We start from the raw sequence: 11,702 nt of genomic DNA on the forward strand, positions 1-11,702 counted from the left end.
GCCGGGCAGTGCGCTCGGAGGACACGGCAGCGGGATCGGGGAGCCGGGCAGTGCGCTCGGAGGACACGGCAGCGGGATCGGGGAGCCGGGCAGTGGGCCCGAACCCCTGGCGAGCGGACTCGGAGGACCCCGCAGGGGGATCGGCGCGATGGGCAGTGGGATCGGCGTGCCGGGCGGTGGGATCGGCGCGATGGGCAGTGGGCTCGGGCGGCCATGGAGTCTGCTCGAAGCGGTCGATCAGCTCGAACAGCTCGGTGAGCGCTCCTTCCTTCCCGGACAGGAGCCAGGCCTCGATGTGCCGGCCCTCGACCTCGACGAGCGTCGCCTCGGAGCCGTCGGAGCCGTCCAGCGGAGAGGTGATCTGTGCCGGAACCGAGCCGGGTCCCCCGTGTCGCACGAACCACTCGACGAACGCCCGCCGGATCTCCTCCCGGTTCTCCGACAGCAGCCCCCGGTTGAGCACCCCCGCGGCCCAGGCCGCCAGCTCCTCCGACTCCCGTTCCATACAAGCCCCCGCACCCCACGAACCGGATCAGAAGCTCACCGTACTAACCCTCGACCCCCTCGACACCCCGGATCGCGTCCCGGTACGCCCGGGCCGCCGCGCGCAGGGCCGCCTCCGGGTCGACGCCCTCCGACTCGGCTCTCGCCGCCAGGGCCAGCAGTTCGTAGCCGATGCCCTCGGCCGTCGGCAGCGGTACCTCCAGCCGTGCCGTGCGGGCCCGGGACACCAGCTTCGCCGCGAGGGCCAGGCCGGGCTGGTGGAGGGGAATGCCGTCGGTCACCGACTCCCGCCGCTTCTCCGCCGCCTTCGTGCGCAGCCAGTGCTCCTTCACTTCCTCCGGGGTGGTGGCCGTGGCGTCGCCGAAGACATGGGGGTGGCGGTGGATGAGCTTGGCGACGATCGTGCCCGCGACGTCGTCGACGGAGAACGGGGACTCCTCGTCCTCCTCGGCGATGCGGGCGTGGAAGACGACCTGGAGCAGGACGTCGCCCAGTTCCTCGCGGAGTTCGTCGTGGTCGCCGTCCTCGATCGCCTCGACCAGTTCGTACGACTCCTCGACCGCGTACTTCGCCAGGCCCTGGTGGGTCTGCCGGGAGGACCACGGGCATTCGGCGCGGATCCGGTCCATGACCTGGACGAGGTCGAGGAGCCGGGCGCCGGGGAGGTCGTAGGAGGCGGGGAGCAGTTCCAGGTCGGGCATGGACACGCGGCCGGAGCCGGCCAGGCGGGCCAGGCCGTCGGTGAGGGCCGGTTCGCCCTCACCGGTGGCCACGACCACGACCGTGCGGCCGTCGGCGCAGGCGGCGAGCAGTTCCTCGGCGGTCGGCGAGGTCTCCTCGACGGTGACGCCCGCGTCCCGCAGATAGGGCAGCTGCGGATGCGCGCCGTCCGCGCACAGCACCCGGTCCGCCGTGCGCAGGGCCTGCCAGGCGGGCCAGGACAGCAGGCCGGGGGCGACGCGGTGGCTGGTGGTGAGCAGGACGACGCGGCCGGGGGCGTCGGCCGTGGTGTGGGCAGCGGCGGAGCTGATGGCGTTCACACCCCGAACGTAACCCACGCCCGTCAGCGGCCCCGCGAGTTATCCACAGGAAGGACCGCCCGGTCGTACGATCACACGATCACGTCGTCTGCTGCGTCCCGGCCGCCGAGATCTCCCGTACCCAGGGCGTCTTCGCGTCGACGCGTGCGACCTTCTGCGCGTCCCAGTTCCCGTAGCGCGGGTTGAGATCCACGTCGAGCGCCTTGGACGCCTTGGACAGCGCGTTCCAGAAGGCGGGCTGGCTGGTGTTGGTGCCGAGTTCGGTGGCGAGTTTCTGGGCCTCCAGCTGGAGGCGGAGGTTCTCGTCGAGACGCTGCGGCGGAATGCCGTACTGCTGGAGCCACGCCGTCTCCAGGCCCTTCGCGCCACCCGCCTGCTGTTCCAGGCCGGCCCGCATCTCCTGGACCTCCCGGCGGCTGACGGTGATACCCGCGTCCTCGGCGGCGCGGTGCAGCACCTTGTCGAGGACCATGCCGTGCAGGGTGTCGCGGGCGAGTGAACCGGTCTGGGCGACGGCCTGCGCGTACTGGGCGTCGTCGGTGACCGCGGCCCGCTGGGCCGTGCGCACCTCGTTCACCCGGCTCTCCAGTTGCGCGACGGTGATCCGCTGGTCGCCGACGACGGCCGCCGCGCCGGGATGCGCGTCGTTCCCGCAGGCGGCGAGGAGAGGGGCCGCCACGATCGCGGCGGACAGCAGGAGCGCGGTGCGACGACGGCGGTGCAAGGGAAACCTCCCGAGGAGATTGTGCGACGGTGCACAAAGTCTTGCGGTGATCGATGGTAGGCAGTGGGGCGGCTGGGGCCAACCCATTCGACCAACGATTCACCAGGACTTCGGGCACCGCCGCGCCCGCTCGTCGCCCGCTCTTCGGTGCGAGGGCTCAGCCCCCCGCGCGCGGGGCACCCCTCACGGGGACGATCCGGTTCAGCCGACGATGGCGACCGGCGCGTCCCACGCGTCGCGGTCCACGGTGATCGTGTAGCCGCCGCGGGTCTCCTTGCTGTTCACCATGTACTGGTGACCACGGCTGTGGGCGGTGTACTGGGTGGCGCCCCACGGCCAGTCGGTGGTCGTGGTGTCCTTCTTGTCCCACAGGGCGTACCAGAGGTTGCCCGGCAGGTCCGTCTTGTTCGTCGCGGTGGCGATCGCCTTGGCGCTGGAACTGCTGAAGCCGTAGTAGCCGGCCCGGTACGTCTTGGCGCGCAGCGTCTTGGTGAAGGAGCGCACATACGTCAACACGGCGTCGTTGCACGCCTTGTCGGTGATGTCGTAGGGCTCCATGTCGAGGTAGATCGGGCTGCCGGCCTTCATGCCGAGCGCCGCGGACTTGGCGACCGCGTCGGCGCCGTCGGTCGCGCCGAGGGAGGCGGCCGTGGCGGCGGTGAGCTTCTCGGGGCTGGAGCCGGTCTGGCAGGACGGCTGGGCGCCCACGTAGATCGGGATCAGCTTCCAGCCGGCCGTGTTGACCGACTTCACCCAGGAAGCGGTCAGGTTGGGCTGCGCGCAGCCGCGGTTCTTGCCGCCGACGTAGACGGCGGCACCCCCGTAGTAGCCGTCGGTCTTCCAGGCCTTCATCGCGGCCGACGAGGGCGCGGTGCAGGCGTCGAAGGCGCGGCCGGTGTACGTCTTCTGGGCGGGCCAGGTGGTGGCCGCCATCGAGGTCTGCGCCGCTATCCCGGCCCCCGCGAGGACGGCCGCGCCGGCCACGCCCCACGTGATGTATCTGCGCTTTCTGGACTGCCGGTGCTCGGCCATCCCCACCCCATCGTTCATCTTCGCGTACGGCGCTGTCGCCGCGCACGGTCGTGTCTGGCTGAAGTCCCCTGATTCGGTGCGACGATACGGCCTCGGCTCGACGTCCAGCACCTGAACGGAACGCACGGTAACCCGCGGCCCGTCACCGATCGGGAAACGCAGGCCCCCCATAGGCACAAGATTCACTCATGTCACAGTAAAGAAGCGATGCCCTGCGGCAGCCTGTCCGTGTCCTACCCTTGGCCTCTGGTGACTTGGGGGGCGACATGACAATGCCGACGATGCCGACCGGGGCGGGCGCGGAGAGACAGCTGACGGCCGGCTGGTTCCAGCGGCTCGCCTGGGTGGCCCTGGTGTGGGTCTCGCTGGGCTTCCTGGTCTGGGTGCCCTTCCTGTACGTGGCGACCCGCCGCGGCCTCTCCTCGGACTGGGTGGCCTTCGGCTCGTTCGCGCTGTACGAGTGCGCGATCCTGCCGTGGGCGGTGATCACGCCCGACGGCGACGGGGACGCGCTCTTCGGCATCGCCATCCTGGTGACCCTGCTGACGGCGACGGTGCTGCTGCTGAGCGCGGTGTTCGACAAGAAGATCCCGGCCGTCCAGCCTGCGTACGCAGGGGCCATGGCCCCTCAGGGCCAGCCGTATCAGCAGGGGTATCCGTACGGGCGGTAACCGCCGCGCGTCAGGGACTTCGGGCGCGGCACCACCTCAGAGCGGGTGCCGCATCCACACGTTGGGCTCGACGTACACCGCGTAGTCCCGCTCCGGTTCGCACCGTACGGGGACCAGCGCGCCGGGCACCTCGACGTCGCCCTGCATGTCGAAGGGCAGCCCGGTCCAGCGACGCCACTCCGCCAGCGAACCCGCCACCGTCATCGACGCCGGCGCGACCCGCTCGATGCTCGCGCCCGCCCGGGCGTGCACCCGCAGCCACGGGTCGTACGGCAGCCCGTCCTCCCGTACCCGGTGCGCGTACTCCTCGATCGGAGTGCGCGGCTCCAGGTGCTTGGCGTTCGGCCGGACCGGGGCCACGACCTCGGTGAAGCCCTTCGCCCGGGCACTGTCCCGCATCGCCGCGAGCATCCGCCCGGACAGGCCGAGGCCCTGCGCGTGCGGGGCGATGACGATGGAGATCGCGCTCACCGTGTCGGGCCGCGTCCCGCTCCGCTGATCGGCGAAGGCCCAGACGAGCACCTGGTCCCAGCCCCGCGCGGGCAACCCGCCCCGGCCGTCGGCGTGCAGGGCGAACGGCACGCTGTAGGCATGGGCGACGACCTGCCCCCGCTCGTCCTGCGCGAACAGCACGTACTCCGGGAACTCGACGGGGATCCGGCCGTAGTGCGCGTTGCCCACCGGGTCCTGAGTCGCGAACTCCGGCCAGGTGTCGGGCATGTCCTGGACCGGGCCGAGCATGTCGGGACGGTCGGCGAGGCTGGACACCTTCAGTTCCATACGGTCACGGTAGGCGAGGAGCCGAGCGGGCGGGACTGGATTTCGGCGGCCTCGGGTGCTTCGGGGACCTGGGCAGCCTCAGACGCTCCGGGGACCTCGCGACTTCGGTCGCCGCAGGGCCTCCCCGAGGCCTCCCTGAGGCCGCCGTAGGGCCGCCGCCGGTCTGCCGTTCCGCTCACCCCGCGTGGAAACGCTCCGGTGCCTTCGTGGGGTTGCCCCCGGTGGGGAGTTTCTGGGCGGGGCAGGTCTCCAGGACCTTCTCCATCGCGGACTTCTCCGCCGCGGTGACCCACAGTTCGTACTTCTTCTTCACGGCGACCTGCGCCGCCACGTACGTGCACCGGTAGGCCTTGTTGGGTGGCAGCCAGGTCGCCGTGTCGCCGTCGCCCTTGGAGCGGTTGGTGCTCGCGTCGACGGCCAGGAGGTTGAGCGGATCGTTGGCGAGAGCGATGCGCTTGCCGGCGTCCCAGTATTTGGCGCCCTTCTGCCAGGCGTCGGACAGGGCGACCACGTGGTCGATGTCGACCTTGCTGCTGCCACGCCGGTACGTCACGTCCTTCCCGGAGTACGGGTCCGACTCCAGCACGCCGTAGGACACCTTGCACACGCCGCCGGTGAACTTCACCTCCTCCAGGTCGCGCTTGAGTATGTCGTCACGGGTGTCGCAGGAGTTGGAGTCCGTGTCCGCCCAGGCGGAGCCGAACTTCTCCCGGTCGTAGCCGGTCTTGGGTGCCCGCCCCTTCACGGCCAGCGACTCGGCCGCCGCGAGAGCCGCTCCGCCGCTCCCCGCTCCATCGCCCGCCGTCGCTCCCGCACCACCGGAACCCGCACCCGCACCGGAACCGGAGTCCGAGCCGGTGACCTGCTCCTTGCATCCGGCCACCGAAACGGCACACATCAGCACGGCGGCGACCGCCGCCCCACCCCTCAGACGCTTCACGCGCCCCTCCCCTTGCCTGCCCGATGCCACCCCGCACAGGGCGCTTTCCCCTGACGGGGACTGCCACACACGGTAGCGGGGGGGCGCCCGGGGGCAGTCGGGAGGTCCAGACCACCCCGACTCAAGTGGGCATCTCGTACTTGTCGGGAATATCGTCGGTGGAGAGTCACCTCCGGAAGGAGCTCTGGATGGGCATCCTCGACAGGTTCAAGAGCCACAAGGCGGCACAGGACAAGGCCAGGAACATGTCCGACTCCGCGGAGCAGAAGGCGAACGAGAGGACGGGCAACAAGTACGAGTCCCAGGTCGACTCCGGGCAGCAGAAGCTGCACGAGCGGCTCGGCATGGACGAGGAACGGCCCGACCAGCCCTAGCCCGCAGCCCGGCCCGAAGACTCATGGGGCCGAGCCACCGACATCACCCGGCACATGAGGCCGTCCGCGCGGAGCGAGCCCGCCGCGGGCGGCTTCGCCCTGCCCCCTCCTCCTCTCCCCGGTGGAGCGGCGGCGACGCTCACACCCTGCCGATGCCGAGCGTCGACTCCGAGGGCAGCAGCCCGGATCCCAGCACCGCGACCCAGTAGTCGCCGAGGAGCGCGGCCAGGCGTTCGGTGCATTGCGGGCCGAGGGCCTGCCAGGGGCCGAGTGCCAGCCGGTCGGTGTCCTCCTCGACCAGGCGGCGCAGGTCACGGCCCGCTTCCGTCGCCGCACCGTCCGGCTCGAGCAGGCCCCTGGCCGTCAGCCGCTCGCGCGCCGCCGCCCACTCCTCGCGGGTCCAGCCGCGGCTTTCGAAGCGCTCGACGGACGCGGCGCCTATCGCGGCGAAGGACACCAGCGCCTCGACCGGGTCGAGGCCGGCGAGCAGCAGGGCGGCGAGATGCCCGTCGCCGCGGTGCTCGCGCAGGACGGTCGCCGCCTGCCAGAGCTGGAGGTGGGGCTCCCTCGGCCACTCCAGCGCGGCGTTGGCCGCGGCGAGCGGGCGCCCCGCCGTGACGGCCGCCTCGGCGGCGCGGCGGGCGAGAGCGGCGGCCTCGGCCAGCCCGGGACTGTCCACCAGGTCACCGAACAGCCTGCGGTACAGCCGGTCGATGCCTCTGCGTCGCGCCGCCAAAGCCGCTTCGGGGGTGGCAACCTTCCAGGCGTCCTCGACGTACCGGGCGACCATGCCGGGCTGGAAACTGTAGAAGGCGGAGGTCACCGCCTCGACACTCACCGGGCCCAACGGGGCGGCCCGGAACGGGAAGTAGCTCCCCCAGCGGTCCTCGGTCGCGTAGCCGAGCGCGCCCGCCTCCTCGAAGACCTCGGGCGCGTAGTACACCACCGCGTGCAGCGGCTCCAGCAGATGCCAGAGCCTGCGCGCCTGCGCCGGCGCGACCTGTTCGCCCCGCTCGCCCGGTCCGAACCGCTCGGCCTGTTCGGCCTGTTCGCTTGCCTGGTGCTCGTGATTCTCGGACATGACGTCTCCCCCTCGTCGCGTTCGGACATCGGCCACAACTTGACACTGACTAGATTGCCCGAGCCTCGCGAACTTGTCAATGCCTAGATACCGCGTACGCTGCTGTCCATGAGCGACCGCCCCTACCACCACGGTGACCTGCGGCGCGCCATCCTGGCCGCCGCCCTCGACGTCATCGCCACCGACGGCCCCACCGGGCTGAGCCTGCGCGACCTCGCCCGCCGCGCCGGTGTCTCGCACGCGGCGCCGGCCCACCACTTCCGGGACCGCACGGGCCTGTTGACGGCGATCGCGGCGGAGGGGCACGGGCTGCTGGCCACCGCGCTGGCGGAGGCGACGGATCTACGGGACTCGGGCGTGCGCTACGTCCGCTTCGCGCGCGAACACCCGGCGCACTTCCAGGTGATGTTCTCGCCCGAGCTGCTGCGCGCCGACGACCTGGAGCTGACCACGGCCCGTGCTCTGTCGGCCGCCGCCCTGGCCGACGCCATCGCCACCACCGCACCCGCCGGGGACGGCACGGACGCCCGGCTGGCCCGTATCGCCGTCTGGTCCCTGGCCCACGGCTTCGCCACCCTCCTGCTCGGCCACAACCTCGACGGCCTCCTGGGCGACGAGGACCCCGAGGAGGTACTCCGCGCGCTGCCGATGGTGCTGTTCCCTTCGGCCTGAACCCGGCAGGCCACCGGCGGACGGATCCGACCGGTGGCCCGAGGACGGCCGCGTCCCCCGCACGCCGCCTGCGACCGCGGCCTGCGACCTACGACCCCAGCACCGTCGCCAGCAGCTCGCCCACCCAGCCCAGCAGTTCGCGTCCGACCAGCGGCTTGCCGCCGACCTTCGCGGTCTTCGGACGGGGCACCAGGATCTGGTGCGCGGCCGGCTTGAGGACGGTCCCGGGGTAGAGCCGCTTGAGGCGCAGCTCCTGGGACTCGCGCAACTCCACCGGCGCGAAGCGGATGTTGGCGCCCTGGAGCACGATCTCGCCGACGCCACACGCGCGTGCCAGCATCCGCAGCCCCGCCACCAGCAGCAGGTTCTCCACCGGTTCCGGCAACTTGCCGTAGCGGTCGACGAGTTCCTCGCGGACCGCCTTGACGTCCTCCTCCGAGTTGGCGGAGGCGATGGCCCGGTAGGCCTGGAGGCGCAGCCGCTCGCCGGGCGCGTAGTCGTGCGGGACGTGCGCGTCGACGGGCAGCTCGATCTTGACCTCGAGCGGCGGCTCCTCCTCGACCCCGCCGGACTCCAGCTGACGCCGGTAGTCCGCCACGGCCTCGCCGACCATGCGGACGTACAGGTCGAAGCCGACCCCCGCGATGTGACCGGACTGTTCGCCGCCGAGCAGGTTTCCGGCGCCCCGGATCTCCAGGTCCTTCATCGCCACGTACATGCCCGCGCCCATCTCGGTGTGCTGGGCGATGGTGGCGAGACGCTCGTGGGCGGTCTCCGTGAGGGGCTTCTCCGGGGGGTAGAGGAAGTAGGCGTAGCCGCGCTCGCGCCCTCGTCCGACCCGGCCGCGCAGCTGGTGCAGCTGGGACAGGCCGAAGGTGTCGCCGCGCTCCACGATCAGCGTGTTCGCGTTGGAGATGTCGATGCCGGACTCGACGATCGTCGTCGAGACGAGCACATCGAACTTCTTCTCCCAGAAGTCGACCACCACCTGCTCCAGCGCCGTCTCCGACATCTGGCCGTGGGCGGTGGCGATGCGCGCCTCGGGCACGATCTCGCGCAGTTTCGCCGCCGCGCGGTCGATCGACTCGACCCGGTTGTGGATGTAGAACACCTGGCCCTCACGCAGCAGTTCGCGGCGGATGGCGGCGCCGATCTGCTTCTGCTCGTAGGGGCCGACGAAGGTGAGCACCGGGTGGCGCTCCTCCGGGGGCGTGGTGATCGTCGACATCTCGCGGATGCCCGTCACCGCCATCTCCAGCGTCCTGGGGATCGGGGTCGCCGACATCGTCAGGACGTCCACGTTCGCGCGCAGCTTCTTCAGCTGCTCCTTGTGCTCGACGCCGAAGCGCTGTTCCTCGTCGACGATGACCAGGCCGAGGTCCTTGAACTTCGTCTCGGAGGAGAACAGCCGGTGGGTGCCGATGACGATGTCCACCGCGCCCTCGTGCAGCCCCTCCAGGGTGGCCTTGGCCTCCGTGTCCGTCTGGAAGCGGGAGAGCGCCCTGACGTTGACCGGGAACTGCGCGTACCGCTCGCTGAACGTGCCGAAGTGCTGCTGCACGAGGAGGGTGGTGGGCACCAGGACGGCGACCTGCTTGCCGTCCTGGACGGCCTTGAAGGCGGCCCGGACGGCGATCTCCGTCTTGCCGTAGCCGACGTCACCGCAGATCAGGCGGTCCATCGGGACCGTCTTCTCCATGTCGTCCTTGACCTCGGCGATGGTCGTGAGCTGGTCGGGCGTCTCCGCGTAGGGGAAGGCGTCCTCCAGTTCGCGCTGCCAGGGGGTGTCCGTGCCGAAGGCGTGACCGGGGGCCGCCATCCGCGCGCTGTACAGCTTGATCAGGTCGGCGGCGATCTCCTTGACCGCCTTCTTCGCACGCGCCTTGGTCTTCGTCCAGTCGGCGCCGCCGAGCCGGTGCAGCGTGGGTGCCTCGCCGCCGACGTACTTGGTGATCTGCTCCAGCTGGTCGGTCGGGATGTAGAGACGGTCGCCGGGCTGGCCGCGCTTGGCGGGCGCGTACTCCACCACCAGGTACTCGCGTGTGGCGCCCTGGACCGTGCGCTGCACCATCTCGATGTAGCGGCCCACGCCGTGCTGCTCGTGGACGATGTAGTCGCCCGCCTCCAGGGTGAGCGGATCGATGGTCTTCCTGCGGCGTGCGGGCATGCGCGCGCCGTCCTTGCCGGCCGCCTTCTGGCCGGACAGGTCGGTCTCCGTGAGCACCGCGAGACGGAGCGCCGGGTCGACGAAGCCGTAGTCGATCGAGCCGCAGGAGACGTGGACGACGGAGGGACTCAGTTCGGTCAGGTCCGCGTCGAGGCGGGCCGCGACTCCTTCGCCGCCGAGCACCTCGACCGTGCGGGCCGCCGGGCCGTGCGCCTCGGTGACGAAGGCGACCCGCCAGCCGTCGGCCAGCCAGCCCTTGGTGTCGGCCAGCGCCTTCGCGGTGTCGCCCCGGTAGGTCTCGGGGGCGTGCATGCCGAGCTTCAGGGTGCCGGCGTCCAGTTCCTCGTCGGCCGCGAACGGCGACACCGACCACCACATCATGTCCAGCTCGCGCGCGTGGTCACGGACGTCCGCGATGGACCACAGGGAGGCCGCGCCGACGTCGATGGGTGCCTCGCCGCCGCCGGCGGTGGCCGCCCAGGACGCCTGGAGGAACTCCTGGGACGTCGCCACGAGGTCGGTGGCACGCGTGCGTACCCGCTCCGGGTCGCAGACGACGGCCATCGCGCCCTTGGGCAGGACGTCGATCAGCAGCTCCATGTCGTCGACCAGCACCGGGGCCAGGGACTCCATGCCCTCGACGGCGATGCCCTCGGCGATCCTGCCGAGCAGGTCGCCCAGCTCGGGATGTTCCTCGGCGAGGGCACGCGCACGCGAGCGCACGTCTTCCGTCAACAGGAGTTCACGGCACGGCGGGGCCCACACACCGTGTTCGGCGACTTCCAGGGAGCGCTGGTCGGCGACCTTGAAGTAGCGGATCTCCTCCACGTCGTCGCCCCAGAACTCGACGCGCAGGGGGTGTTCCTCGGTGGGCGGGAACACGTCCAGGATGCCGCCCCGCACGGCGAACTCGCCGCGCTTCTCGACGAGTTCCACGCGCGCGTAGGCGGCTGCCGCGAGGGCATGGACGATGTCGTTCAGGTCAGCGGTCTGGCCCGAGCGCAGAGCCACCGGTTCCAGGTCACCGAGGCCCTTGACCTGCGGCTGGAGTACCGAGCGGACCGGCGCCACGACGACCGAGACCCGGCCGGTCTCCGGGTCGTCGGGGCGCGGGTGGGCCAGCCGGCGCAGGATGGCGAGGCGGCGGCCGACGGTGTCGCTGCGCGGGCTGAGGCGCTCGTGCGGGAGCGTCTCCCAGGAGGGGTACTCCACCACGCCGTCCGGTGGGAGCAGCGAGCGCAGGGCGGCGGCCAGGTCCTCGGCCTCGCGCCCGGTGGCCGTCACCGCGAGGACCGTGCGGCCGGTCTCGCGGGCGAGGGCGGCGATGGCGAAGGGGCGGGCCGCCGGGGGGCCGACCAGGTCGACGTGCATGCGGTTGCCGTCGGCGGCCGCGGGGATCGCTTCCGCGAGGGCGGTGTCCTTGACGACGGCGTCGAGCAGACCGTGCAGGCTCATGGAGGGCTGGGCTTTCCGTCCGAGGGGCCGGGGTACGTCCGGGGGCGGGCGTACCGGGGTCCGGGGTGGGCAACGCGAAGGGCCCGACGCGTGTCACGGGCCGGGGGTGTCCAGCGTACGTCGGGGCGGGGTTGTTCGTCGGGGGCTGTGGACAACCCGGGGGACGGTGGGGTCGTGCGGGACTTTCCTCGCCCCCGCCGCCCCTTCCCGTCCCGACCCCGGGGCTGCCGCCCCCGGACCCCCGCTTTCGGCCTGCGCGGTC

Annotated in this window: 11 protein-coding genes; 3 read left to right on the forward strand and 8 right to left on the reverse strand. The window is 71.6% G+C overall.

Features of this window, described 5'->3' with window-relative positions; translation table 11 throughout:
* The 4 genes from ACFVYS_RS24625 to ACFVYS_RS24640 all read right to left on the reverse strand — a co-directional run.
* On the reverse strand, positions 1 to 505 hold a 505-nt coding region (locus tag ACFVYS_RS24625), incomplete at its 3' end, for a hypothetical protein (RefSeq protein ID WP_389505221.1).
* Between the two features lie 43 nt (positions 506 to 548).
* On the reverse strand, positions 549 to 1,544 hold the full coding sequence (locus ACFVYS_RS24630) for a nucleoside triphosphate pyrophosphohydrolase (protein WP_389505223.1): 996 nt from the start codon (positions 1,542 to 1,544) through the stop codon (positions 549 to 551).
* Positions 1,545 to 1,623: 79 nt separating this feature from the next.
* Positions 1,624 to 2,268 carry a SurA N-terminal domain-containing protein gene (locus ACFVYS_RS24635; protein ID WP_142264683.1) on the reverse strand — a complete coding sequence of 215 codons (645 nt, stop codon included), beginning with the start codon at positions 2,266 to 2,268 and terminating at the stop codon, positions 1,624 to 1,626.
* 201 nt (positions 2,269 to 2,469) lie between these two features.
* Positions 2,470 to 3,300 carry a glycoside hydrolase domain-containing protein gene (locus ACFVYS_RS24640; RefSeq protein WP_389505281.1) on the reverse strand — a complete coding sequence of 277 codons (831 nt, stop codon included), beginning with the start codon at positions 3,298 to 3,300 and terminating at the stop codon, positions 2,470 to 2,472.
* 281 nt (positions 3,301 to 3,581) lie between these two features.
* Here ACFVYS_RS24640 and ACFVYS_RS24645 point away from each other — a divergent pair, with 281 nt between their 5' ends.
* Complete coding sequence (locus ACFVYS_RS24645) at positions 3,582 to 3,971, forward strand: hypothetical protein (RefSeq protein ID WP_389505225.1); 390 nt, start codon at positions 3,582 to 3,584, stop codon at positions 3,969 to 3,971.
* A gap of 36 nt (positions 3,972 to 4,007) precedes the next feature.
* Here ACFVYS_RS24645 and ACFVYS_RS24650 read toward each other — a convergent pair whose 3' ends face one another.
* Positions 4,008 to 4,751 carry an N-acetyltransferase gene (locus ACFVYS_RS24650; protein WP_389505227.1) on the reverse strand — a complete coding sequence of 248 codons (744 nt, stop codon included), beginning with the start codon at positions 4,749 to 4,751 and terminating at the stop codon, positions 4,008 to 4,010.
* Between the two features lie 175 nt (positions 4,752 to 4,926).
* Complete coding sequence (locus ACFVYS_RS24655; RefSeq protein WP_389505229.1) at positions 4,927 to 5,691, reverse strand: HNH endonuclease family protein; 765 nt, start codon at positions 5,689 to 5,691, stop codon at positions 4,927 to 4,929.
* A gap of 188 nt (positions 5,692 to 5,879) precedes the next feature.
* Here ACFVYS_RS24655 and ACFVYS_RS24660 point away from each other — a divergent pair, with 188 nt between their 5' ends.
* On the forward strand, positions 5,880 to 6,065 hold the full coding sequence (locus tag ACFVYS_RS24660) for an antitoxin (RefSeq protein WP_389505231.1): 186 nt from the start codon (positions 5,880 to 5,882) through the stop codon (positions 6,063 to 6,065).
* Between the two features lie 139 nt (positions 6,066 to 6,204).
* Here the strand turns inward: ACFVYS_RS24660 and ACFVYS_RS24665 are convergent, their stop codons facing one another.
* A complete protein-coding gene (locus tag ACFVYS_RS24665; protein WP_389505233.1) occupies positions 6,205 to 7,146 on the reverse strand; it encodes a hypothetical protein in 942 nt (313 codons plus the stop codon).
* Positions 7,147 to 7,254: 108 nt separating this feature from the next.
* Between ACFVYS_RS24665 and ACFVYS_RS24670 the strand changes: the two genes are divergently transcribed.
* Positions 7,255 to 7,818 (forward strand): TetR/AcrR family transcriptional regulator, encoded by a 564-nt coding sequence (locus ACFVYS_RS24670; RefSeq protein ID WP_389505235.1) that lies wholly within the window; start codon positions 7,255 to 7,257, stop codon positions 7,816 to 7,818.
* A gap of 88 nt (positions 7,819 to 7,906) precedes the next feature.
* Here ACFVYS_RS24670 and mfd read toward each other — a convergent pair whose 3' ends face one another.
* The gene (gene mfd, locus ACFVYS_RS24675; RefSeq protein ID WP_389505237.1) at positions 7,907 to 11,440 is read right to left on the reverse strand and encodes a transcription-repair coupling factor; all 3,534 of its coding nucleotides are present in this window, start codon (positions 11,438 to 11,440) and stop codon (positions 7,907 to 7,909) included.
* Positions 11,441 to 11,702: the final 262 nt, after the last annotated feature.

This window comes from Streptomyces sp. NPDC058295 (genome assembly GCF_042880655.1).
Classification (GTDB): Bacteria; Actinomycetota; Actinomycetes; order Streptomycetales; family Streptomycetaceae; genus Streptomyces; species Streptomyces coriariae.

Bases quoted from the DNA above. Each gene is read 5' to 3' on its own strand.
- ACFVYS_RS24670 (WP_389505235.1), top strand. From the start codon at position 7,255: ATGAGCGACCGCCCCTACCACCACGGTGACCTGCGGCGCGCCATCCTG.
- ACFVYS_RS24645 (WP_389505225.1), top strand. From the start codon at position 3,582: ATGCCGACCGGGGCGGGCGCGGAGAGACAGCTGACGGCCGGCTGGTTC.
- ACFVYS_RS24650 (WP_389505227.1), bottom strand. From the start codon at position 4,751: ATGGAACTGAAGGTGTCCAGCCTCGCCGACCGTCCCGACATGCTCGGC.
- ACFVYS_RS24640 (WP_389505281.1), bottom strand. From the start codon at position 3,300: ATGGCCGAGCACCGGCAGTCCAGAAAGCGCAGATACATCACGTGGGGC.
- ACFVYS_RS24665 (WP_389505233.1), bottom strand. From the start codon at position 7,146: ATGTCCGAGAATCACGAGCACCAGGCAAGCGAACAGGCCGAACAGGCC.
- ACFVYS_RS24660 (WP_389505231.1), top strand. From the start codon at position 5,880: ATGGGCATCCTCGACAGGTTCAAGAGCCACAAGGCGGCACAGGACAAG.
- mfd (WP_389505237.1), bottom strand. From the start codon at position 11,440: ATGAGCCTGCACGGTCTGCTCGACGCCGTCGTCAAGGACACCGCCCTC.